The following is a 25,899-nucleotide window of genomic DNA, read 5'->3' as shown; positions in this document are numbered from 1 at the left end:
CACCGCCATAATTGCGATGCCAGACTTACACTGTAGATAATTATTTGCTAAACTGCTCAACCTATTTTATACTTCAAACTTTGCCAACCTCCGCCATTGTACACGTTGGTAAAGCCATTTGAAGTCAGAATGCCTTTTGCCGAAGCGCTTCTCATTCCCGAAGCACAGCAGGTGATTATAACTTTATTTTTGTCTTTCAGCTTGTTCAAATTTCCTGAAAGCTGATCTACAGGAATATTGATTGATCCTTTAATGTGTCCACCGGCATATTCGCCTTTGCTTCGAACATCCAGTATCACTGCTCCCTGACTTACCAGTTCTGCAAAATCAGCTTTAGGCCCGAAGCCGAGTAATTTTTTTATTGTTGCTAACATTTTTATACTGCTTTAGATTTATAATAGTTTACGTTTAACCACGAACCTCCATCAACGCACTCAATACCTTGCGATGATAAAAAATTGGTTGCCACAGCACTTCTTCCGCCGCTTGCACAACATATTACCAAGGGCGTTTTGAGGCTTTTTATTTCGCCCAATCGTTGTTGAATTTCCTGCAAGGGGATATTGACTGATTCATTTACATTTCCACCCATGAACTCTTCGCGGGTACGCACATCCACTATTGTGCCTGCTTTTTCGTTGATAGCTTTTTCTAATTCCATATTGTAGTTTGTTTTGTTTGATATTTTTAATGATTATCCGTTTTCCTACCTGTAACGAATCTATTCTCTTATAACAAAAAATATATCGGTGCTCTGCACCTCACACCTCAATGACTATTGTGTTTCTACAAATATCTCGGGACGCTGTCCCTTTGAGTGTGATCAAATCAGGTGCAGAGCACCAAAATCTTTGTAGAGAATAATCGAAATAAATAAAAGAGGTGCAGAGCACCGACATATATTTTATTTTAAATTATAAGTAGGTACAAAACGGCTATTTATCTATTTTTAAATAAGATTCATCTCTGTATTACAGGTGTTCCACAGTTGGTAACCACCCGAAAGATTGATAGTATCCGCGTATCCGTTCTGCATCAGGATGCGTTGAGCCAGATAGCCCCGCAAACCTCCCAAGCAATAGATGTAAATCTTTTTATCTTTAGGGATTTCGTCCAGTCTGCTTCTCAGTTCGTCCACCGGAATATTGATAGCGTCCAGTATCTTTCCCGCATTGTATTCGTTCTTGGTTCTTACATCAATCAGCACATCATCCGGCGTAATTTTATCGAACTTGTTCCAATAGAAAACCACAGATCTTTTCAGCAAAATATTTTCAGCCGCAAATGCCGCCATATTTACCGGATCCTTTGCCGAAGAGAATGGAGGGGCATACGCATGTTCAAATTCAGTAAGTTCGTCAATGGTTCCATTGCGTTTTATGACCGACGACAAAATATCCAACCGCTTATCCACACCATCGTAACCCACAATCTGTGCGCTCAGCAATCTGCCATCCCCGGGAGTAAAAGCGATTTGAATGGTCATTTGTTTAGCTCCGGGATAATATCCTGCATGCGAACCACTGGTTATGGTCGAAACCTGATGCTTAATACCGGAAAGCTGCAAGTGCTTGGAAGCCGTTCCGGCAGTTGCTACCGTCATATCAAAAACCTTGACAATGGCTGTATTAATGGAACCGTTATATTTTTTGTGATGTCCGAAAACCAGGTTGTCGGCACAAATCCGTCCTTGTTTGTTGGCAGGTCCCGCAAGGTAAGTCACCATCGATTTATTCGTAATCGGATTCGTAAACTCTATGGCATCGCCTACGGCATAAATGTCCGGATCGGAAGTTTGCATATATTCATTCACGTAGATTCCTCTTGCTTCACCAATTTTCAGACCCGCTTCAGCAGCCAGTTTAGTGTCAGGTTTTACGCCTATGGACAGAATTACCACATCGGCATCCAGTTCCTGACCATTGTTCAACATCACTTTTTGCCCATTTTCGGTTTGTTCGAATCCGCTTACGGCCGTATTCAACTGAAGTTTCACTCCTTTGGAACGAATATGCTGTTGCAGAATGGCAGCAATCGGGAAATCAACCGGTGTAAGCACCTGACCTGCCATTTCAACGATAGTAACATCCATGCCTAGCGAGTGTAGATTCTCCGCCATTTCCAGTCCAATGAATCCGGCACCAATCACAACGGCTTTTTTGACCTGCTCTTGTTGCACGTATGCTTTTATATAATCCGTATCGGCTACATTTCTCAGGGTGAAAATGCCTTTGCCACCAATGCCCGGAAGTGGCGGACGAATGGGCTCGGCACCCGGAGACAATACCAATTTATCGTAAGTTTCTTCGTACACTTCGCCGGTAGTCTGGTTACGTGCCGAGATAGTTTTCGCAGTTCTGTTTATGGAAATTACTTCCGTTTGTGTTCGAACATCTATATTGAATCGCTTATTGAACGAAGCTGCGGTTTGAACAAACAATGCATTCCTGTTGGTAATAACGTTTCCGATATAATAGGGCAATCCACAGTTGGCATACGAAATATATTCTCCTTTTTCAAAGATTACTATCTCAGCCAGTTCGTCGTTTCGTCTAAGTCTTGCAGCTGCACTTGCTCCGCCGGCCACTGCACCAATAATTACATATTTCATGTCTTTATTTGTTTTTATGTTGTTTCACGCTGCAAAGATAAACAATGTATTTTAAATTACAATAGTATCACTAATAAATTATTTTGTTATCACTAAAATATTTTATTATCTTTGCATCATATTTCTCACTCAACAATAGAAATAGTCTGACAACATGATATTTAAAGAAGACATACCGCTGGAATTGGCGAAAGAATTTTTTGAAGATAGCGAAAAAACGCTGAAATTCATTGCCGATGTAAAATGGAAGGAAGGATTTGTGTGCCGCAAGTGCGGTCATACCAACTACTGCGAAGGGAAAACACCTTCGTCTCGTCGCTGTACCCGATGCAAAAAAGAGGAATCGGCAACGGCTAACACCTTGTTTCATAACATAAAATTTCCCATCAACAAGGCATTCTACATTGCCTACAACGTGTGTGTACTCGGAAACGATTTTTCGTCGTACAATTATTCCGACCAACTGGGGCTAAACCAAATGACCTGTTGGAAATTCCGCAAGCGCATTACCGACTGTATCGTAAAACATGGTGCAGATAAGAAAAAAGTTGCCATCAAGACTATTTTATTGTCGGAATATTGATATAGGATTTCGTTCTTCGTACCATTGATTTCCTTTGAAAAATAGAACCCCGGCTGAATTTCTGAGAGATTCGGCCGGGGTTGTTTAATTAGAACTGATAGTCCTAAAAACCTTCATATTAAAAGCAGTATTCAAGCCCAAGTGAAACAGCCATTGAGTTTCCTCGAATTGTTGTAAGTTCGTCGCTTGTCGGATGATATTTTTTTCCCGAAGCGAATGTGTATTGTACGTCACTGTATTTTAATCCGGTATGAATTTTCAGTCGTTTTCCAACCATAGTTTCGAAGAAAAGAATAATATGATATCCAAGCGCATCGTTGTAGGTCCATTCATCCTTGATACCATTCAGCAGTTTCTCCGTATCAGAACTAAGTACAGGGTTGAAGTGATAGTCCAAGCCAGCTCCAATCTTAATATTTTGTTTGTGTTTAAAAATCGGTATTCTCAGATATGGAGTTGTAGATATGATTCCGGTATTAAAGTCAACCGAACCATTTGTTATTTGCGGGGTTAATGAACTGAATAGATCTTGTAACTCAACTGACCAACCGAAGTTATCGCTAAACTCGTGGCTGTAACCGATGCCGATAATGCCATTACCACCAAAATTAAGCTTTGCTTCAGTACCTGTAGTTGTACTTAGCATACCCACGTTGTTGAAACCCCAAACAGGTTCGAGAACAATCCCTATAGCATTTTGATAACCCATGTTAGATGCTTCAGTTTTTCGGGTCACGAATTTCTTGACATATCTCATTTCCTTTACAGCTGTGACACTGTCCACTGCTGCTATGGCTAATGGCTTGTTAGGTAAGCTCAGGTTCCTGTAAACTTTAAAGTAGTAGTTGTTACCTTTCGCGCATTTTACAGTCAGTGTAGCGGGACTTTCATCATTCACCCTAAGCCTGAAACTACCTTCGGGCATATAAAACTCGTCAGTAGAATAATTCTTTAAACTCGTTGTCAGGTTGTCATCTACATAAATTTTATATTCTTCCACTGCTTTGGTGGTAACATCTTCATTTCGATAAACTACTATTTTTGCGTATTTAGTTTGAGCATTCATCCCTGCTAAACTTATCATACCGACACAGATTAAATACAATTTCTTTAAGTGCATAATTTTTTATTAATATGTTTGTTATTTTTGGTCTGAATTGAAAATCGGCGTAGCCAAAGCCTTTTATATCCTAGCCCAATGGTAAAGCCACAACGTGGCGACGCCTTGGTATAATTTATCAAATACAAATTTTGCGCTCCGAAGGGGTAGCATAAAATACAACTCCTCTTGTGCATAATCATAGCCCTTCAGGCGGTTGGAACGGCGGTTGAGATTAAATGGCATAACTATGCATTTATCTAATCATAAATATTTGTTGTCTTTGTAAGATATAAAACTTTTAAATAAAAATTATGCCCTTCTTCTGTAAATAAATAATTATGGACAATGAAATCTTGACCTAGCATTTTTACATTTTTTTGATTGTCATATATTATTTTAAAATCAAACAGTAGCCTTGTTATGTTCAATAATTCTTCACTGCCGGAATCAAAACCTTTGAAGAAAATTGACCCATTGTTTGAAAGAAAATCTAAAAGATTTGTATCTGAATCGTTATAAACTACTTTTTCATTTTTTAGCATTTCTGCCAACTGTTCATATTCTAGTCCAAAATATAAAGCCTTGTTTTGCGAAGGTAATGATTGCAATTTCTCTCTCAATTCAGAATTTTCATTCGTAAGCTTTGCAATTTCTTCAGCTAATAAAGCTGTATTTATATTATTATCTCCACGAATCCAGCCAATAAGTTCTTTGCGATAAATAAAATCCGATAATGTCTTGAAAATTGCCAATTGAATATCTTTTTTATCATTCCAAAATTCGACCATATTGGATGTCACAATTGCTTTGAATTTATCAAGCTCTTTTTGATTTTGTTGTTCAATTGCTTCGACACCCATAATCTTCACTTTACTTTGAAGAGCTTCTGGGGTAATCACAATAGAGAATAGCGGCTTCTTTTGTTCAAGTGCATATTCAAATTCTAAATGTGTATAACTTTTACCGGACTTAGGTTCAATACTTCCATATCTTCCGCCCAAGATCAATAGATAAATATCCGATTCATCAATCCATCTTTTGATTACCGTCATTTGCGATTCGTCTCCGGCTGAGAATAGCTCCATACCTGCCGGTATATGTCCGGCCGATAAAATAGCCTCTACAGCTGCTTGCCTTTCCTCTTTTAAATCGGTGTAAGTTGACGATACAAAGATTTGAAATTTCTTGTCTTTCATGTTTTCTTATTTTTAAACCCCATCCCGCCTCTCTACCAGCCAGCGGGATGGGGTAATAGAGTTTATTTAGTTTCCGAAGCAGTGATGTCGTCTTTCTTCTTCTGAGCAGCAATAATACCCTTGCGTTGCGCAATAGTAGCGTTGTATTGGTCGATGCGGTTGTTGATTTTGGTTACAAAACCGATGTAGTTAGCATCTCCTTCGATGGTGATAAAAGCATTGATACGGTCGAAAATGGCTTTGCAGGCATCATCGGTTTCCAAGCGTGCAGCTCTCATTTTCAGGGCAGGTTTCAAGTCGTCTTCGTTGTTACGATTTTTTACCATTTCCAGGTAGGCGTTCTCTTTTGCTTCAATCTCCATCACCCAGTCGGTCAGACCGAGTGTGTTGATGTCTGCCATGTTCGCTTTTAGGGCGTTGAGATAGCTTTCTTCTGCAGTAGTTTGTTTCTCTTTCGACAGATCCGGCAGGTTTTTAAATCTTTCGTTGATAATGCTGATGTTGTAGGCTGCTTGCGCCATTACAGGGTTGAAATGGTTCAACATACCTTTTACTACTCTGAAAAATCCCCGAACAGGTACATCGCGAGCCTCATCGGCAGCATTAACACGGACAGTGAAAGTGTTTTTCAGAACCAAATCGAGTACTGATTTTTCCACAGCCAGTTTCAATTTAAAATCGGCCGATTGCGTTTCCACATGCAACGTTGCGGCTCCTGCCTCGCTAATGTAATCGTCTACATAGGTTAGAAAACCTGCGTGTTCTTCATTTTGAAGCTCTACGTAATGAATTTTTTTGATAAACATTGAAGTAATAAATTTGAAGTTAATAATATGGTTTAAAAAATATCTTATAGCGATAAAACGATAAGAGTCGATTTAAAATGCTTTCTCAACCCTGAGCAAGAAGCTCATGAGTCCCCGAAGCGTTTGCTCGCATTGAGCAAGAGGCTCAAGACTTGCGGAACTGTTTGCTCAGCCTGAGCAAAAGGCTTCAAGACCGGCCGAACCGTCTGCTCATATTGAGCAAGGCGCTTATGAACTCCCGAGGTAGTTGCTCACGTTGAGCAAGGATGCTACATTGCTGCAAGCCTATTTATCAAGACCGCGAACGCTTTTCGTGGCCGTATCAATCAAAGTGTCAGTGCATATCAGCTTTTTCATACTTAAAATTAACGCGTCAAAGATAAAACTTTTTGATTTAAAGTAAAAGCCTTAGATTAAAAAAATTAATAAAAGTTTTCAACAGGGTTAAAGTTACCTTTCGGTTAAGCAGACAAAAAAAATCCCCTGCTGAAATCTACATTTCAACAGGGAAAGTCTATAAGAGTAAAGAACCGGAAAACTTACTGCACGCCTTTTTTGAAGGCTGCCAGTCCGCTGTCCAGGTATTTGGTGAACGATACCGGATCATAATCGGCACCCTGAGGTTGAACCAACAGGTTTCCTTTGTTATCAAGCAAAACGTAAAACGGTTGCGAATTGGCATTAAAGCGCGAAGCCTGCAAGTCGCTCCATTTATTACCAATGGTATTGATTTTTTTACCGCTGTACTTCGATACGGTTTGTTCGGCCGCAGCCAAATCGGTTTTATCATCCACATAAAGCTGAATCACCACATAGTCGTTGGTCAAGCGCGAAAGCACTTCTTTATCCGGCCAAACAGAAGCTTCCATCTTGCGACAGTTTACACAGGCATGCCCTGTAAAGTCGATAAACATCGGCTTATTTACCTTTTTGGCATAAGCCAATCCTTCATCGTAATCGAAGAAAACATCCAGTCCAAGCGGAGCGTGGAAAATTTCGGAGTATTTATGATTGCCTGAATTGTGAGCAGCTGCCGGAGCACTACCAGCCGACATAACAAAGTCCTGAGTGCTCATAGGAGGCAAGAATGCCGAAATGGATTTAAGCGGTGCACCCCACAGTCCGGGAATCATATACATGGTAAACGACAACGTAATAATGGCCAGTACCAATCGGGGTGTAGACACATGTTTTACATCACTGTCGTTCGGCAATTTGAGTTTTCCCAACAAATAGAATCCCATAAGAGCCGAAATTACAATCCACAACGACAAGAATATCTCGCGATCGAACCAGTTCCAGTGATAAGCCAGATCTACATTCGACAGGAATTTGAAGGCGAAAGCCAGTTCCAAAAATCCTAATACTACCTTCACACTATTCAACCATCCACCGGATTTTGGCATAGCCTTCATCCAAGCCGGGAACATGGCAAACAGTACAAACGGAATAGCCAACGCAATGGCAAAGCCCAACATACCGATAGCCGGTCCGAGTAGTTGACCACTCGTAGCTGCCTGTACTAACAGAGTTCCTACAATAGGGCCGGTGCACGAGAACGAAACCAGAGCCAGCGTTCCGGCCATGAAAAACAATCCTCCCAAGCCATTTTTATCAGACTTGCTATCCATCTTATTGACCCACGACGAAGGCAATACCAGTTCGAAAGCACCCAGAAATGATAGGGCAAAAGCAACCAGCAAAAGGAAGAAGAAGAAATTAAAAATACCGTTGGTTGAAAGGACATTCAAGGCATCGGCACCAAAAATAACGGTAATGAGTAGCCCCAGCACCACATAGATTACCACAATGGACAAACCGTAAATCAGCGCATTGATTACTCCCTTACGTTTGGTCACTTCTTTCTTGGTAAAATAACTAACCGTCATAGGTACCATTGGGAATATACAAGGCATTAGAAATGCAGCAAAACCACCTAGCACACCTAGTATAAAAATTGTCCACAAGGATTGTTGACCGGAAGGGTTTGAAGCAGATGCAAGAGGTTCTGTTTTAACCACAGCTGCAGATGAATCTTTTGCTACAGTTGCCGCAGGAGCGACGGCTGTTTTAGCTGTATCGGCAGCAGTGGGAGCAGCCGGAGCAGCGGCAACCTCTACTTTTGCACCTTTCAGATCAAAAGAAAAGTCGATGTCTTCGGGAGGCAAACACTGACTGTCGTCGCACACCATAAAGGTTAGCGTACCGGTAATTTTGGTAGCAGGCACTTTCAGTTTTACCTTCTGCGTAAAAGTAACTTTCTTCTCGAAAAAAGCCACATCCATTCCGAATACTTTTTCAAAAATTTTATGCGGTTTTGGCGATTCACTCGCCTTACCCACCAACACATAATCGGGCGATGGTTTAAACTTAAACGACGTCGGAACCGGACCTCCTTCGCCAATGAACTGCGAATATAAGTGCCAGTTATTATCAACACTAGCAGACAGAACCAGGTTAAACTCCGTGTCTGAAACCTGCTTGCTTGAATAGCTCCATGTAACGGGTTTCTGAATCTCGGCCGACATGCCGAGTACGCAACATAAGAGCAGAAAAGATAGAACTACTTTCTTTGTCATAATGAATATCTGATATTTTTGTTTTTTTATTCTCCTTTAGTGGTCATGATCTCTAACACCATACGGTCGGTTTCGTTCATCCCCTCCGACCCTATTTTAGTAAGATTAAGAATGGTTTTATCCACATCTTCGTCTGTGATGCCTTCGATAGAAGTTACTACTTTGTTATCCATCGCCATCAATGCCGACAATGTAGCTGTGGAAACACCGTTGGACACTTTGAGTGCACAACTGGGTTTTGCTCCGTCGCAAATCATTCCGGTAATGTTACCAATCATGTTCTTAATCGAATAGGCAATTTGCTCACGGGTACCTCCCATCAGGTAAGTGATGCCGCAAGCCGATCCGGTAGCCGCAACAATGGCACCACACAAACCGGACAACCGCCCCAGACTTTGCTTGATATAAATAGTCATCAAATGACTTAGCGCCAGGGCGTGAATCAATTCTTCCTCCGATTTACCCGTTTCCTCGGCAAACACAGACACCGGCAAAGTGGCAGCTATTCCCTGATTTCCACTACCGGAATTACTCATCACCGGAAACATGGCTCCGGCCATACGAGCATCGCAAGCCGCAGCCGTAACCGACAACATACGGGTGAAAATGGTATTTCCCATCACGTTTTGCTGACTGCCATTACGCACGGTCTGCGCTACACTGTGCCCATACTGACCTTTCATCGATTCTTTAGAGGCCGCTTTGTTCATCACGGATGACTTTAGTATAAACCGCAGTTCCTCCACCGGACTCTCGATAGCAAAATCGCACACTTTATTAAACGACAAATTTACACTTTTTTCGCGTAATGTGCTTCCGTCAGTTTCATCATCCAAATGCAGGAGTATTTCTCCGTTTTTCTCGATGTGGGAAAAGCGCGTGTGATCATGGCTAATGATTACCTGCACCTGATCGTTTCCGCTTTTGACCTGTACTTCGATATACAGTTTTTCGGCAATTCCCTGTTTTAAATAAACAGTCATCACCTTATCGTCAATCATTTTTTTACCCTGTTCCAAAGCTTCGGGCGTCAGGTCTTTGAGCACTTCGAGACCGTATTCGGACTTCCCGATAAGCGCACCCAACGCAATGGCGATAGGCAACCCTACCATACCGGTGCCGGGAATACCAACACCCATGGCGTTTTTGAGCATATTGGAACTAAGCAAAACTTCAATTTTATCGGGAATTGCACCCAATACTTCTTTGGCTTTGGCTACTGCCAGAGCAACTGCTACCGGTTCGGTGCAGCCTATGGCCGGAATAACCTCCTGTTTTATCAGGGCTATTATGTCCGAGCGTTCTTCTATTGTGAGCATTTTTTAGTTTTTGAATCTTTATGCAAAGATACTACATAATTCAAAGGTGCTTTGCATTTTAGATATATAATAAATCATTAAAGATATCAGCTTTTTGTTGATCTATAAATTTGGAAGTATATAAGCTGAAAGAACAAGAAAGAGGAACCTTTTTTATCGAAAAACAAAGAATTTAAAACACGAAAAAGAAAAACTCCCCGCTGAGTTATGAATCTCAAGCGGGGAGCTTTGAGTACAAGGAAGATTAAAGAACTATTTAAATATTTCACTAAGGGTTTCCTGAAGTTTTTCTTCTCTCAAATCACGAGCTATTATTTTTCCATCTTTATCAATCAAAAAATTGGTTGGAACCGCTTTTACACCATACATAAGTACGGCTTCATTTTGCCAGCCCTTCAAGTCCGAAAGATGATTCCAGTTTAAACCATCTTTTTGTATTGCTGCTATCCATGCAGGCTTCTTTGTATCCAACGACACCTGAACTATTTCAAAACCCTTATCATGAAACTTTTTATAAGCATTCACCACATTCGGATTTTCTTTCCGGCAAGGTCCGCACCAAGAAGCCCAAAAATCGAGCAATACATATTTGCCTTTAAAATCAGACAGTTTAACGGGGTGACCTGTAGTATCATTCATAGTAAAATTGGGAGCAACTTTTCCTATTGAAACTTTAGCTTCAGTATCCAAAAACTCTTTTATCTGAATACCATAAACGGACTTTCTAGCCTCGGGAGTAAGATAATTAAACATTTTCTGAGCATTAGAAACATCATGCCAGGATACATATCTATCAACAATAATAAAAGCAGAAGCAACAGAGTTCGGATATTTCCTAACTACTGGAAAAACGGTACTATCCGTTTCTACATTCAAAACCTTAAACTCATCATCAAAAGCTTTGCGTGCAGAGTCACTTAGTTTTGCAGTACGGCTATTCGGGTCTAGTCCTTCTTTCTTATATTCCTCATTCATTCGTTTATAAATATCCCCTGCTTTTTGTGTCACTACACTCCACATTTTAGCCCACCCGATATATATATCGGAGATAGGAGATCCTTTTACGGTCGACTTTCCTAAAGAGTCAACAGATATGGTTACTTTATTATTTTCAAGAAAGAAGCCAACAAAAACTTTCCTGTCTTTTGTTGATAAAAACGCGTACACAGGTTCAATCACCTTTCCTTTAAAACTAAATTTACCGCCTGCAATAATAGCCGAATCCTTTTTGTCTTTTGCATTTTCACGATATCCAAGATAAACAACTCCCTGATTAATTCCTTTTACTTCACCCGAAATCAGAAAATTCGGAACCGGATTAGACGAGACTGTCTTTTTTCGGTTATTAACGGCATTTAGCGTTATTGAAACCATGCCACACAATACCAAAGCCAAATATATTTTTTTCATTTTCTATTAGTGTATTACAACTATTTGTTTATTTTAATCGATTAATTATGATGTTATCAATCTTTTCCGTCTATTTGTCTACGTTTTGTGTTATAGAACCATTACCATTATTATCAGTTGCTCCTTTGGGGAAAGGCATTGTCCACAAATGTGAAGTTGGCGACAGCGAGTAGGTCGTTCCACCCACTACTTTGGTAAAAGTTCTAGCCAGATTTGCTTCTTTGTTCCACCTTCGGGTGTCGGCAAAAGGCATAACTGTCATAATCAATTCGTTTGCTTTAGTTTTAATGATATATTTTAAAGCTGTAACGGCATCTGTAGTCACCAATGGTTGATAAACAGCAGGCAGAATTCGTTTTATCCGAACAGCGTTAAGCGCATCCATAGCTTCCTGAACTTTCCCGGTCCGGGCTAAACATTCAGCCTTGATCAGGTAGACTTCGGTGGTTGTTAATCCTCCGTAATTAAAAAACCCAGTTAACGTGCTGGTATAATACGTATCGGAGCCAACAGTTCTGAGCTTCCATCTGGAAGCAAAACGGGCATCTCCGGGCTCAAAAGAAGCAGCTCGCGCAACTGGTATATTTCTTTCGGAGGTAGCATAACTTCTTTCCCCATGCCGGAAATTATAATTTTCTACAGAATTAAATCCCATGGGAGAAACTGTTTTCACATACGAATTCGGATTTTCAATTTGCGCCTTGTTGCTGGCATAATATGCAGTCCAATCAAAAAGTGTTGATTTCACTTGAAGTGCCAGTTCGGCATTTGCCAGAGCATTGCTATATTTCCCCATCTGCAAATAACAACGAGCCAGAAAAGCATAAGCAGTTGCTTTATTCGGATGAAGTACTGTGGCCGATACATCGGGTAAATTCACCAAAGCATCTTCCACACTCTTCAGCATATCATCATAAATTTCCTGTATAGTAACTTGTTTATAGGGTGCGTTAATAACAGCGCTCGAAATAAGTGGAACAGAAAGCTTTGTCGAAGCTGATGATTCGTCATACACATTTGCATAATAATTTACCAGATTGAAATAACTCATAGCACGCAAAACTTTAGCCTGAGCTATTAATGTGTTACGCTCAGTTTCGGTGCACTGGGTAGCAGTCGGAGCATTCTCAATAATAAGATTACAGGTAGAAATAGCAGCATAACTAATATAATAGCAACCTTCATCACTGTTATTCAAAGTAACCCGATTGGCGGATTCGTCCCACATGTAATTTGCTTTCCAAAGAGGATAATATGACAGGTCGGAACTGGTCAGGTTCCTATCATTTAGCAATATGCTTGTCTGAGTCACATCAACTCTCTGGTTGCTATATTCATCGCGTATAAAAGCTTCGTAATCGGCCAACTTGGTCGGAATTTTTGCTCCTTTAGGCAGTACCCCAAGATAATCATTACAGGACGAAAAAATAATACTAGTAAAGAATACCAGCACGTAGCTAATGGTCAATATTTTATTTTTCATTTTGTTCGGGATTTATAAATTAGAAACTAACGTTCATGCCTAGAACGAAATTGGGAGCGTTATAACCACCCAACATGAATTTTGCATCACTGTTCGCAGCAAAAGTATAGAGATTCTCAACATTAAAGTTAAATCGGACACTATTCAATGAAACCTTTCTTACTAAGGATGTTGGGAGTTGATACGACAACGAAACATTACTTAACCTAATATTAGATGCATCAACCACGTTAATGTCGGCATAATTATAAATATCATACAAATCAGAAGTAAAATCCGATTCAGAACCATACATAATCCGAGGAATATTGGTCTTTGTTTCATCACCCGGCTGTTTCCAACTATTGTTTATTTGTTTATTTACAGTAGTAATATTGGGAATATAGTTATAAGTTGCCGACGAATAAGCCACAGGCAAATAGGCCAGATTTGTATTTCTAACCTTATAACCAAGTCGATAAACAAACAAACATGACAGTACAACATTTTTATAATTGAATGAGGTGCCAAAAGAACCTGTATGAGCAGGAACTGTGGACCCACAACTAACAATTGCATCAACATCGGCTGGATTATACGAAACTGCTTTTCCATTTTTATCATAAACCTGAGGCAAACCAGTACTACTTAAACCTGCCCATTTGTAACCGTAAATTGTATTGTACGAATTCCCAATCCTCGGATAAGCTGAAGGATAATCAAGCTGGAGAACATATACAGGAGCCTTTACGTTTACATAAGTGACCTCATTTTTATTGTACCCATAAAGAAATGATGCATTCCATTCAAAATTTTTCGTTTTGAGAACTACGGCATTCAAAGTAATTTCGATACCTTTATTCGTCATCTCTCCATTGTTAATAGCATAGGTAGAATAACCCCAACCTTCCGTGGGAACACCCATGGTGTTTGACAATAAGTTAGTTCCTTTCTTATTATATACGTCCAAATAACCAGTAAGCCTGCTATTTAGAACTGAAAAGTCGATTCCTATATTAGTGGTTGTTGTTTTTTCCCAGGACAAAGCCGGATTTGGTCTGGAATTAATAGTACCCTGCACACCACCGACATTGCTGTTCTGTGAATAATATGCAGTCATGTACGGAGCCGAATTTTTCGCGATGTTTCCACCAACTCCATACGACATTCGTAGTTTTAGCAAGTCCACCCATGCAACATCAAAAAATGACTCTTTGCGAATGTTCCAGCCCCCACCAATCGACCACGAAGGTTTGTTTTGGTATTTTGAGTCAGTTCCCCACAGGTTCGAACGATCCCAGCGCAAACTTCCGGTAAGCAAATACTTGTTATCGTACGAGTATCCGAAATTAGAATATACAGAAACAAAACGATTGACCAGCTCCTTTTGAGCTGCAAAACTGGCTGCGGAAAGGGAAGTACCTCCTATTATCGTACCATACGTATTCATCAATGTTTTTTGATCTACCGGAGTATAGCTTAGCATTTCCGAATCATAATTATAGTAGGTATTATTACCATACTCCAGTTTAGATTCACGAATCTCAGATCCAAGCAAGAAAGTAACATCATGCTTATATGAAAAAGTCTTATTTAAATCCAATTGTTGACGGAAATTATACCCGGTAGATTTTTGAGTTTCACCATACTGTATATTACCATAAGGCAAGTTATAAACTGCAGTATTCGATGCTGAAACAGTAGCCATTCCATTGACCATACTACGCACAGCATACGAATTTTTGTCTTTCAATTGATTAATTCGGTCTACTCCATATTCATACTGAAACATTGTATTATATTTCAACCAGTCCGCAATCTTTACATTAAGTTTTGCATAGGTGCGATTTGAGAACTCATTTTTCTTTCTTAGATTCATTCCCAATTCATTCAAAGCGGTAATATCCATACTATATAAACTATATTTATTGATATTATCCAATGTATAAGAGCTTAATCGAGAAGCAGCAGTAGATGTGAGTGCATTTCCCGACCCATCAACCAACCCATCATAGGCCTGATAACTGTAACCGGGGGCAAGAGCACTATAAGTTTGCGACGTTGAATTTTTATAAGAAGTATAACTACCTAAATCAAGTGTTAGCCAATTTGTAATCTCAGTTGAATTACGAAGATTAACACCATAGGATTCATCCTTTGAATAAAGGTTCGCAAATTTGTTATTTTTATAGGTTACCGAAGCATTGAAAGAATTTCTTCCGGTTGCTTTCCCTATATTCAAATTATATTGTTGATATACCGGGCTTCGTCTGGCATACTTTTCGTAATCTGTATAATAGTTATATCCCTTCCCTGCCAGCGAACTGAGCTTCGTATTTAAGTCACTTTGGGATATTTTACCTGAATAAAAATCAAGTAACGACTGCATACCCTGACTGGTATATACAGCATTCTTTCTCAACGAGGAAGCATAAGAATTTACAGTAGGATCCGTGACAAAGCCCGAGCTACCTGCATTTGTTTGTAAATTAGGATTTCCTGCCGCCCAACCTTTTTCAAGGTTAACAATATCATTAGCATCAGTCATATTTTTTATGTAATATGAATTCGGGGAGGTAGTTAGGTCGGCCGAGAAGGAGACTTCTGTTTTGTCTTTCTTCGATTTTGTTGTTGTTACTACAATCACACCGTTTGAGGCTCTGGCTCCGTAAATAGAAGTTGCAGCAGCATCCTTAAGCACTGTTATACTTTCAATATCCTCAAGGTTTAATCCTGGTAAATTTTCAATAATGGATCCATTAACATCATAACGGGTGTTTTCTACCGGAAACCCGTCTATTACAAATAGTGGATTAGCCATACCTAACATCGAACTTGTTCCTCTGATGCGCCCATCACTATAGCCTGCTATTTGCCCATCCAATATTGAACTGAGATCACTTAGACGTCTTTGACCAAGCTGATTTTTATTTACCTTCGCATATGCTCCGGTCGCTCTTTCTTTCGTTACTGTTTGATATCCTGTAGAAACCACTAAGGCTTCGGAAAGATTTACGCTATTTGGAGATAATGACACATTAACTAAACTACTTTTGGCCTCTACCTCTCTTGCATCAAAGCCTATATAAGAAAACACAAGCACATCCCCTTTTTCAACTTCAATAGAGTATTTTCCGTTTTCATCTGTAATTACTCCTCTATTATTTCCTTTCACACGAATGCTCACCCCAGGCAAGGGTTGCTTATCTACATCGGTTACAATTCCTGAAATCTGTCTTAGCGAGGCATTCTCTGCAGTTTTTGGTTTGGAAACAGACCGCTCGATGATTATAATATTTTCATTTTTTATCGTAAATGTCAAATCTGTATTTGACAACAACAAACTTAGAGTCTCTCTTATTGTTCTGGTTCCCTTATTAATAGTTATATTGTTATATTTAGAAACTTGAGACAATGTAAAAGTTATCCGGAAATCAGATAATTTTCCTAATTCATTCAGTCCATATTCTAAGGTCTTATTTTGCATCCCAAAAGTTATCTTGCTTTCAGCAGTCTGAGCGCATAAGACAGTAGAGAATAATTGACCAGCTAACATAAAACTCAATATCAGATAGACTCTCATCTTTCCAGAGAAATGGAAATGGAAAATATACAATAAATGAGATAATGCATTTATAATTGTTTTTTTCATATCTTTGCAACTAAATTTATAATAATTGATATTTGATTGTTATGATTTGAAATCCCTCAAAGCTTGCAGGCGGAGGGATTTTTTTTATCACTTTCAAACTAAGAAGTATTGTTTTTCATCATTTTTTAATTTTAATTTTTTACATATTTAATTATTACTATATCGTCTTTAATTTCAAACTGCGTATTCAAATTAACAGCACACAAAATATCGAGTATACTCACCAAAGATTCTGTACCACTAAATGATGAAGTTATCTTCTCATTTGCCAATTTAATATTTGCTATTGATATACTTTTTCCATAACGTTTACTAAGTACCTTGGCAATGTCTTCAAAAGATGTTCTATTAAATACCAGATCCTGTTTTGTCCAATTATTTACAACTTCCTCGGCATTTACTTTTTGTTGCTTAGCATCGGTATTCCGAAGATCGTAGTTAACCGATTGATTAACCGTCAATACTGCCAACACTTTCTTATCATCCTCCACCCGAACCTTTCCACGGGTTACGGAAACAATTACATTTTTTTGTCCCGGCCAAGCCTTGATATCAAAAGCAGTTCCAAGTACAGTTGTTTTTACATTCCCGGTGTGGATAATGAATGGTTTCGAATTCATGTGCTTCACATCAAAGTAAGCTTCTCCACTCAATCTCACTTCACGCGTTCTGCCTCTAAATTCTTCCGGATAGTGAAGTGTACTTCCCGATTTCAAAATAACACTGGTTCCATCGGGCAACGTAAGATGGCGGATATACGAAGTAGCTCGATCCGGTGAAACCGTTGGGGCTTTAACAACCACCATGGCCAGTTCACTACTACGATTATTCAATAAAAGAGTAGATATCAACCCTACTGAAAATAAAATAAATACAGAAGCTGCCACAGCAACTACTCTTCGATTGAAGATTACAGACTTCCTTTGCAATTTTATTGTCGGTTTATCAGAATTCAAAATTTCATTTAACTTCCGTTCCTTTTCTGTTTTTGAAATATGAGTTTTAGGCTCATATTGATCTAAAAGTTTCAAAAGCTCCGGTTCTAGCAAATCATCGCTCATTGATTCAATAAGTCGAGCTAATTCCTCTTGCTCAGATTGATTACAATCAAACGCAATGTGTTTTTCCAATAATTCTTGAATTCTGGTGGTTTTCATTTCTTATCAATAATGATTAATTTCCAATATCAGGACAGATGCCTTTGCGCATCACATAAGATATTGGTAAGACGTACGAAGAAAAATAATATCCAGTGGAGATTAAAAAAAAATGAATTTTCTTTTAAATAGACATTAAAACGGCTACAATTAATAGCTCGGAGTAGTACAAAGAGAGGTATTTGTGAATATTTCCCACTGCGAGCTTCATGTGGCTTTGAATGGTTGAGCGGGAAAGATTTAATTGTTTAGCAATCTCATCTTGTCTAATACCTTGTTCTTTGTACAAAGTATATATTTTTTGTTGTTGAGGAGGTAATTGTTTAACAGCTTCAGAAAGTTTTTCTTTTAGTTCGTTATCAATTAAAAGTTCTAATGGTTCAGGCGTATTATTTTGACTGTCTAATTCAAAGTGAATAGAAGTAGCTAAAACTTCACGAGCCAATTTTCTTAAATGATCAATAGCTTGATTTTGAGCTATTCGAAAAAGAAATGCATTGATATTTTCGACATCAACCATATCAGCTCTGTTCTGCCAGATTTTCAGAAAAACTTCCTGAACAATATCCTCTGCCTTTGCTTTTGAATGAATTAACCCAAACACAAAACCAAATAGTTTGTCATAGAAAGTATAAAATAATTCGGCAAAAGCATCTTCATCTCCTGCTCTAAGACGTAACAGTAAGCTAGACTGATCAACACTTCTACTATATTTAGACTTCTTCTCTATCATTTATAATGAAAGCAACACAAACCATTCCGTTGCAAAAATACAATTATATCTTGATTCTCGAGCACAATGTAAACTTAAAAGATGATTTCACTTTAAAAACGCTAATCCAACAATTAAATCTGATTGCAAAGTTAGAGACTATATTCATATCCTGAAATACCTCTTTAAGGGTATAAACATACCCTGATAGTAGTATTTTATGCAAAATGAATAAAAGCAAATAAAAAACTCCCTACCGGAGTTATGAGCCTCAGGCAGGGAGTATAAAGAAAGAAGAAGATTAAATAATCAAACTATGAGAAAGAATGATTATTTAAAAATCTCTTTCAGTTTTTGTTGCAAATTTTCGCCTCTCAAATCCTTTGCAATTATTTTGCCTTGCGGATCGATAAGAAAATTGGTAGGAATAGCTTTTACCGAATACAGCACAGCTGCTTCATTGCTCCAACCTTTGAGATCGGAAACCTGTGTCCACGTCAACTTGTCATCGGCAATAGCTTTTAGCCAGGCAGCTCTGGCATCTTCTTTATCCAGAGAGACTCCAAGAATTTCAAAGCCTTTACTCTTGTATTTGTCATAAGCTACTCTTACATTAGGATTTTCACGTCGACAAGGAGCACACCACGAAGCCCAAAAATCGACTAACACGTATTTTCCTTTAAAATCGGAGAGTTTTACCGGTTTTCCGTTCGCATCTTTCTGCGTAAAATCAGGAGCATCAATGCCCACTTGAGTCCTCTTTACTTCTAAAATGCGCTTGATAACCGATTCTGCTAAAGGAGTTTTCTTTATATCGGAAGAAAGTGTATTGTATATTTTCTCAGTTCCAATGGCATCAAAACCATCTTTAAGGGTAGAATTGATTAGCAACAGTAAATTTTATACATTTTTAATTTAAAACACACAAGAAATGAGATTTTGATGAGAAAAAAATGAGAAAAAAATGAGAGTCGAAAAAATAATAATGTTGTAATATTGCAATATCAACAAATCCTCAAAATAAATATCTATACAAGCAAGAAAAAATAGCATAAACATATAATAAAAACACGTAAATCATAGACGCAAATTAAAAATATCAACCATTAAAAAAAAAATTATGTACAAGACACTAAAAATTTCAACGATGTTATTCTTCCTATTATTATTTAGCTGTACGCAAGATAATATTTCAGATCTCAGTATTGATACAAATAAAGCTGAAGCTTTAGCGACCAAATATGGAATGACAGTCAAATTAAGAGCTTCAAATGAATTATCAGGCAAGACTGACTTCAATTCTTTAGAAGAACTCGATTCATATCTAAGCCAGCACAGACTTAAAGACACGATTAGTATAAATATAAAATCTTCCGTTCCGAAAATTTCTAAAACTGCCACACATTTGAGATATAATGTAGGCTCAGCTGATGAGGCTTATGATGCTTTAGAGACTCAATCATCAGAACAAAATGACTATTATTATTGGACTGGAATATTTCAAAATATACAAGACCAGGGCTTTCCTGGATTCTTTTCATTGGCCATAGCCCGCAGCTACACGAATGTTTACACTGTCGATCAATTTAATCTACAATATGCTGGATCAAACATAGGAACATATAACATCATCCCTGGATATAAGCAAGTTGTCGTTTATACGTCTAATAACTACGGAGAGGTACATTGTGTGGGTGTCTATACAGAAGAGTACACCGTAGCCTTTTATCATTATTCTAAACAATATAAATATGATTTTGCTGGACATTTTGATCTAAGTAGCTTTACTCTCTTTGCTAATATGACTTATTCCAGAATAATAAATTCAAAATAGATTAATATACGGTCAATAAAATTTGCAAATAAATGAGGGTATCTCTAAAAGGTATCCTCATTAAAAACTTCCTTTTTGTTGAAAAACGGTAATAATATGCATACTTCAATTTGCAAATTTAGGAAGTTCTTCGAGATAGTGAAATACCTATTTTAGGGTATAAACATACCCTGATAATAGCATTTTACACAACATGAAGACATTAAATAAAAAACTCCCTACCGAGTTATGAGCCTCAGCAGGGAGTATAATGAAAGAAGAAGATTAAATAATCAAACTATGAGAAAGAATGATTATTTGAAAATCTCTTTCAATTTTAGCTGCAAATCTTCGCCACGAAGGTTTTTAGCAATGATTTTTCCGTCCGGATTGATCAGAAAGTTCTGAGGAATAGACTGAACAGAGTATAACTGGGCAGCCTCATTATTCCAGCCTTTCAGGTCGGAAACATGATTCCATACCAGCTGATCTTTCTCAATAGCCTTTAACCACGCAGCTTTACTTTTTTCGCTGTCAAGCGAGACTCCAAGTATCGTAAAATTCCGGTCTTTGTATTGATTATAAGCAATTACAACGTTTGGATTTTCGGCACGACACGGTCCGCACCACGATGCCCAGAAATCGATCAGCACATATTTTCCTTTGAAATCGGAAAGTTTGAGTTCTTTACCATCGGGGCTGAGTTGCTTAAAATCAGGCGCCTGAGCTCCAACAGCTACCAGTTTGAGCTTTGCTATTTTTGCCAGCAATTCCTTACCCGAAGCTGAATTACGAAGTTGCTCGGTTAACCCGTTGAACAACGGTTCTACCAGTTCAACTTCAAAAACCGGATTGCCCAATGATTTCAAAGCATCCAAAGAGACAAAACTACCGGGATTAACCTGAATATATCCCTTAATAAGAGTCTTCAGCTCATTGTCCACAGCATCATAACGTGTATCGATGTCTTTCTGAAATTCAGCCGACTTTTTCTTTTCATCGGAAGCTCCGTAATATTCAGCTAAAATTGCATTTTGTTTAGCCACAGTCGGAGCCAGCAAGGCATTGTACTTTTTATTCTCAACATTGATAGGCGAACCTGTAATCTCCGATTTGGAAACCGAATCGGTACTAAGAACTTTAATTTTACCCTTTTCAAGATAAATTTCAAGCAAATCAGGTTTTTCAATTTTCTTCAAACCAGTTCCGGCATGATCTACCACCAGACGTGCTTTGGCTGGATCGGCAATCTGTCCTTTAAATTCAAACATTCCATTTTTTAGAATTGCAGAATCAATTTTTGTTACGTTGTCTCTTTTGGTAAGAAGATAAACCTTTACAGGAGCATTAAAATTGCCGACTTTCCCATTAATGGTATACGGACCCGACTGAGCCAGCAAAGCTGTTGGTAACAGAGTCAAAGCTAATAAACGAAATACTTTCATAAACTTTATATTTTTTAAATTAGGGACTGAAATTAAAGAAAACTTTTCAATTTGTTTCGCTTCGTCTCTCTCTTTTAATTTTATTTTTTATCAGGATATAAAATTAAACGGGCAAAATTAGTTCCATCGAGATATTTATTAGCACAAATCTTTATTGATTCAGGAGTAATTTTATTCAAATCATCCTGATACGAAAGAATTTGTTCCAGATTCTCATTATTCTGAAATTGATTCGTCAAATAATTCAACCAAAAGTTATTTTCTTTCAATTGTACCTCGGTAGAGCGTCGCTCTTCGGCCAGCACTTTATTGACATCCACCAACGATGGTCCGTTTTGGCGAAGTTTATTAATTTCATCCAGAGCCGAATTGATTAGTTTTTCCGTATTTTCAGGGCCGCAACCAAACATTACCGAGAAAGAGAAACGATTATGCGGATACTTAGCATAAGAAGCTCTTGCTTCTACTCCGTAAACTCCACTTTCGTCTTCGCGAAGACGCTCCGTAAGTTTAATAGTCAACACCTCAGCAAGCGCATCCAAAAGATTATTCTCATCATTGCTGTAGTTGTACTCACCGCTAAATACCAAACGCACTGTCGATTTCGGATCCTGTCCTTTGTAAACCACCTTGTTTATTTTACCCGCAGGAATATGAATTCCCAAATCACGTGCACTTTCGGTGCGATGTATTGCAGGTAAAGATCCCAGGTATTTTTCCAACAAAGGTTTTACTTTTTCCAAATCCAGATTACCTACAAAAGTGAATGTAAAGTCGCTGGCATCGGCAAAACGGTCTTTGTATATATCAAATGCCCGATCGAGATCTATTTTATCAAGTCTGGCTATGCTTGGAGCAGACCTACGTAAACTATAATTACCCAAAACAGTATTCACTGTATCCGCAAAGACAGCTGCCGGATCATTACCACGAGTAGAAAGAGTAGCTCTTTCCTGAGAAAGTACTCCTTTGTATACTTCAACATCTTTACGAGGCTGTGTAAAATAAAGATAAACCAGTTGCAAGGCAGTTTCAAAATCTTTAGGAGTACTATATCCCGTCAGTCCTTCGGTGCGCTCACCAATATAGGGCGAAACACGAACTTGTTTACCCGTAAGATATTTTCCAAGTTGAACCAGATTGAAATCGGCAAGTCCACTATAACCAACTAACGACGAGGCACGAATTGCCGACTCATAATCGGCGTCGCTATAAAGAGAAGTTCCGCCCGAACTAAAGGCATGAAAACTTATTTCGTCGTTTTTGAAATTAGTCGGCTTCAGATTTACTTTCACTCCGTTGCTGAGTGTATACTCAATCAAACCCAGCGCATCCTGCTTTTTCTCAGAAACAATTTTTCCGGCAACCGGTTGCTGAGTCATTAAAGGTTTATCAACTGACTTATCAATATATGAGTTTATCGTACTTTTTTGAACATCCAGCATCCATTGATTAACAACCTTCTCTGTAGGTAATGTAGTTGAATCTTTGGTAGAACCCAGAACAACGATATCCCGGTTTATATCCACCAGATATTTTTTTATTAACCCATTCAGCTCAGCAAGAGTTATTTTGGGAAAACTATTTTGGTATAACTTATACTCGTATTCAATACCCGGAGCTGCATCGCCCTTCAAAAAGAGGTTTAGATATTCATTCGTGTAACTTTCCGATTGGGTTTTATCTTTTTCTTTATAAACAGACTCCATCGATTGCATCAAAGCTTCTTTAGCCCTGTTTAACTCCGATTGAGTAAACCCAAATTTTTTCAATCGTTCCATTTCAGTCCACACTGCCTTAAAGCCTCTCTCAAGCTCTCCCGGTTTTGCCACTACAGATGCTGAAAGTACATCTATGTTGGCAAGAAAACTTCCAATAGAACCTCCGCCCTCAATAAAGGGAGGACTAGCCTGCTTACTTAATTCATCAAAACGTTCGCTAACAATGAAATTAAAAATAGATCGAAGAATACTTTGATGATAGTCCTCAACCGTTTTTAATGCAGTAGCTTGATGTTTTACGAATACCTGAATAGCCGTTGTCGGATATTCATTATCTGTAGCAATAAGAAATTGATTTTTTTGCAACAACGGTACTGTATATTTAATCCTTGGCTTAGGAGCTTTGGGTAATTTTAAGTCTGAAAACAAAGCTATTATTGTTTTTTCCGTTGCAGCTACATCAACATCACCCACCACTATCAAAGCCTGAAGATCCGGACGATACCACGTTTTATAAAAATCAGTAAGAGTCTGAGGTCTGAAGTTATTTAGTATCTCTTCAGTACCTATAGGAAGACGATTACTGTAGCGCGATTTATTTAAAATAACCGGAAGATATTTATATTGTAACCGCTGTGAGGCATTTTTCCCCAAACGTTTTTCTTCAAGAATCACTCCCCGTTCTTTATTTATTTCCACTGAGTCAAGCAAATCGTCTTGCGCCCAATCCCTCATAATTTGAAATCCATTTTTCAATAGCTCCGGATTATCGGTGGGTAATGGCAACTGATAAACGGTTTCGTCAAAACTGGTATAAGCATTCAGATCGCCTCCAAAGCGGACACCTGCCTTCTGAAGGTAACTTACCAACTCGTTTTTGGGAAAATGCTTAGTCCCGTTAAAACTCATATGTTCAATAAAGTGAGCCAATCCCTGTTGATTATCATTTTCGAGAATCGAACCGACCTTATTGGCTAAATAAAGTGTTACCCTGTTTTTAGGCTCTGTATTCCGACGGATGTAATACGTAAACCCATTCGGCAATTTGCCGACCTTTACCGACGGATCCAACGGAAGAGTAACTTGCTTTTTTGCTTGTTTCTTCCCTCCAGATGGATAGGCAGATACCTCTCCGATAGAAAGCAAAAGAATGGCCACAGCCACCCATACTACTTTTGTATATTTCATTTATTTGTTTCTTTTGTGGCTAAGAATCCAGTTTCCCATTAAATCAAGTACTTCGGGAGCAAAGGTCTCATTAAGACTTTCATATTCCTCACGCGTGCATAGTTTACAATGTTGGAACAGATGATTTAAACCGGGTACACTAACTATTTTGAAATCTTGATTTCCTGCCTCTGTCAGGTATTTTCTGAAGTTCTCCAGATTTTCATTACAAGCCACCATCAAGTCTCTATCTCCATTAATTGCCAAAACCGGAACTTTTACTTTTGTCAGGTATTTGGCCGGATCATATTGAATAAAATAACGATACCAAGGCCCTGAAGCAAATTTAACGTAACTATATATAGGGAAACGGAAATGATCAAACTTGACATTTAGCGTTTTAAAATAAGCATCATCTTTTATTTTCCACTTATTATAAGTTTCGTTCAGTTTGGCTTCCATACTATCTGAATTTGCATACGCGTAGGCTGTATTAAACATCAACTCATTGATGTCGTTCGAACGACCCTTATCGTAGCTAGGCAATGAAGAAGCATCAACAATATCTCTGTTCTGTTTTTTTAGCGCTGTCAACCCATCTGTAGCCAAACCTGCAATACTAATCATAAAAGCAACATCGTTGGATTGTGCTGTTACAATAGAAATCACTGCACCTCCTTCGCTATGCCCAATCAATCCGATATCTTTGGGGTCAATTCCTTTCTGAGATTTCAAAAAGCGAATAAAAGCCATCACATCCTTTGCAAAATCACCGGTTGTTGAAGTCTCATACACACCGGTAGTCTGCCCCACTCCTCTATCGTCAACACGAAGAACGGCAATGCCTCTACGAGTCAGGTTATCTGCAATGGCTGCAAACATCTTATGTCCCGCCATAGTACCATCCCGATCCTGCTCTCCGGTTCCTGAAACGAGAATAACCGCCTGATGATTATTCAACGTATCCGGTATAGTAAGAGTAGCTCCAAACTTAATGGAGTTATCTTCATTGCTAAATTGTATATCTTTTGATATATAAGGCAGAGATGTTGCCTTTTCGCCAGAAGCATTCTGAGCCTTTACCTGATTGATTGCATTGAAGGCTAAAGCAAAGCAAACTACAACAAGGATTCTTGTTGATAATATAATTTTCATCTTTTATTA

Annotated in this window: 19 protein-coding genes; 2 read left to right on the top strand and 17 right to left on the bottom strand. The window is 38.5% G+C overall.

Annotated features, from left to right (window positions below; translation table 11 throughout):
- Positions 1 to 56: 56 nt before the first annotated feature.
- The 3 genes from PALPR_RS12690 to PALPR_RS12680 form a co-directional block, all read right to left on the bottom strand.
- Entirely contained in the window at positions 57 to 374 is a 318-nt protein-coding gene (locus PALPR_RS12690; RefSeq protein ID WP_013446042.1) for a rhodanese-like domain-containing protein, read from the bottom strand.
- A 2-nt stretch (positions 375 to 376) separates the two neighbouring features.
- On the bottom strand, positions 377 to 661 hold the full coding sequence (locus PALPR_RS12685; protein WP_013446041.1) for a rhodanese-like domain-containing protein: 285 nt from the start codon (positions 659 to 661) through the stop codon (positions 377 to 379).
- A 288-nt stretch (positions 662 to 949) separates the two neighbouring features.
- Positions 950 to 2,611, bottom strand: a complete 1,662-nt coding sequence (locus tag PALPR_RS12680; protein ID WP_013446040.1) for an FAD-dependent oxidoreductase — start codon at positions 2,609 to 2,611, stop codon at positions 950 to 952.
- Between the two features lie 154 nt (positions 2,612 to 2,765).
- On the opposite strand from PALPR_RS12680, the gene PALPR_RS12675 reads away from it, so the two are divergent.
- Positions 2,766 to 3,194 carry a transposase gene (locus PALPR_RS12675; protein WP_013446039.1) on the top strand — a complete coding sequence of 143 codons (429 nt, stop codon included), beginning with the start codon at positions 2,766 to 2,768 and terminating at the stop codon, positions 3,192 to 3,194.
- 118 nt (positions 3,195 to 3,312) lie between these two features.
- Here PALPR_RS12675 and PALPR_RS12670 read toward each other — a convergent pair whose 3' ends face one another.
- The 11 genes from PALPR_RS12670 to PALPR_RS12620 form a co-directional block, all read right to left on the bottom strand.
- On the bottom strand, positions 3,313 to 4,278 hold the full coding sequence (locus tag PALPR_RS12670; RefSeq protein WP_148226482.1) for a hypothetical protein: 966 nt from the start codon (positions 4,276 to 4,278) through the stop codon (positions 3,313 to 3,315).
- 275 nt (positions 4,279 to 4,553) lie between these two features.
- Positions 4,554 to 5,492: a DUF4062 domain-containing protein gene (locus tag PALPR_RS15540; RefSeq protein ID WP_013446036.1), complete on the bottom strand. Its 939-nt coding sequence runs from the start codon at positions 5,490 to 5,492 to the stop codon at positions 4,554 to 4,556.
- A gap of 62 nt (positions 5,493 to 5,554) precedes the next feature.
- On the bottom strand, positions 5,555 to 6,298 hold the full coding sequence (locus PALPR_RS12660; RefSeq protein ID WP_013446035.1) for a DUF6261 family protein: 744 nt from the start codon (positions 6,296 to 6,298) through the stop codon (positions 5,555 to 5,557).
- Positions 6,299 to 6,837: 539 nt separating this feature from the next.
- Entirely contained in the window at positions 6,838 to 8,877 is a 2,040-nt protein-coding gene (locus PALPR_RS12655; protein WP_013446034.1) for a protein-disulfide reductase DsbD family protein, read from the bottom strand.
- Positions 8,878 to 8,903: 26 nt separating this feature from the next.
- Positions 8,904 to 10,196 (bottom strand): L-cysteine desulfidase family protein, encoded by a 1,293-nt coding sequence (locus tag PALPR_RS12650; RefSeq protein ID WP_013446033.1) that lies wholly within the window; start codon positions 10,194 to 10,196, stop codon positions 8,904 to 8,906.
- A gap of 252 nt (positions 10,197 to 10,448) precedes the next feature.
- Positions 10,449 to 11,606, bottom strand: a complete 1,158-nt coding sequence (locus tag PALPR_RS15535; RefSeq protein ID WP_013446032.1) for a TlpA disulfide reductase family protein — start codon at positions 11,604 to 11,606, stop codon at positions 10,449 to 10,451.
- 70 nt (positions 11,607 to 11,676) lie between these two features.
- Positions 11,677 to 13,089 (bottom strand): RagB/SusD family nutrient uptake outer membrane protein, encoded by a 1,413-nt coding sequence (locus PALPR_RS12640; protein WP_013446031.1) that lies wholly within the window; start codon positions 13,087 to 13,089, stop codon positions 11,677 to 11,679.
- A gap of 19 nt (positions 13,090 to 13,108) precedes the next feature.
- The gene (locus tag PALPR_RS12635) at positions 13,109 to 16,720 is read right to left on the bottom strand and encodes a SusC/RagA family TonB-linked outer membrane protein (RefSeq protein ID WP_013446030.1); all 3,612 of its coding nucleotides are present in this window, start codon (positions 16,718 to 16,720) and stop codon (positions 13,109 to 13,111) included.
- Positions 16,721 to 16,851: 131 nt separating this feature from the next.
- The gene (locus PALPR_RS12630; RefSeq protein WP_013446029.1) at positions 16,852 to 17,877 is read right to left on the bottom strand and encodes a FecR family protein; all 1,026 of its coding nucleotides are present in this window, start codon (positions 17,875 to 17,877) and stop codon (positions 16,852 to 16,854) included.
- 124 nt (positions 17,878 to 18,001) lie between these two features.
- Positions 18,002 to 18,610 (bottom strand): RNA polymerase sigma factor, encoded by a 609-nt coding sequence (locus PALPR_RS12625; protein ID WP_013446028.1) that lies wholly within the window; start codon positions 18,608 to 18,610, stop codon positions 18,002 to 18,004.
- 309 nt (positions 18,611 to 18,919) lie between these two features.
- The gene (locus tag PALPR_RS12620) at positions 18,920 to 19,480 is read right to left on the bottom strand and encodes a peroxiredoxin family protein (protein WP_013446027.1); all 561 of its coding nucleotides are present in this window, start codon (positions 19,478 to 19,480) and stop codon (positions 18,920 to 18,922) included.
- Positions 19,481 to 19,709: 229 nt separating this feature from the next.
- On the opposite strand from PALPR_RS12620, the gene PALPR_RS12615 reads away from it, so the two are divergent.
- The gene (locus PALPR_RS12615; protein WP_013446026.1) at positions 19,710 to 20,423 is read left to right on the top strand and encodes a hypothetical protein; all 714 of its coding nucleotides are present in this window, start codon (positions 19,710 to 19,712) and stop codon (positions 20,421 to 20,423) included.
- Between the two features lie 293 nt (positions 20,424 to 20,716).
- On the opposite strand, the gene PALPR_RS12610 is transcribed toward PALPR_RS12615, so the two are convergent.
- From PALPR_RS12610 to PALPR_RS12600, 3 genes are all read right to left on the bottom strand, one after another.
- A complete protein-coding gene (locus PALPR_RS12610) occupies positions 20,717 to 21,847 on the bottom strand; it encodes a TlpA disulfide reductase family protein (protein ID WP_013446025.1) in 1,131 nt (376 codons plus the stop codon).
- 80 nt (positions 21,848 to 21,927) lie between these two features.
- Entirely contained in the window at positions 21,928 to 24,756 is a 2,829-nt protein-coding gene (locus tag PALPR_RS12605; protein ID WP_013446024.1) for a M16 family metallopeptidase, read from the bottom strand.
- Positions 24,757 to 25,890 carry an alpha/beta hydrolase family protein gene (locus tag PALPR_RS12600; RefSeq protein WP_013446023.1) on the bottom strand — a complete coding sequence of 378 codons (1,134 nt, stop codon included), beginning with the start codon at positions 25,888 to 25,890 and terminating at the stop codon, positions 24,757 to 24,759.
- Positions 25,891 to 25,899: the final 9 nt, after the last annotated feature.

The sequence above is a fragment of the Paludibacter propionicigenes WB4 genome, assembly GCF_000183135.1.
GTDB lineage: Bacteria > Bacteroidota > Bacteroidia > Bacteroidales > Paludibacteraceae > Paludibacter > Paludibacter propionicigenes.
This window is presented reverse-complemented; position numbering and strand designations above follow the sequence as displayed.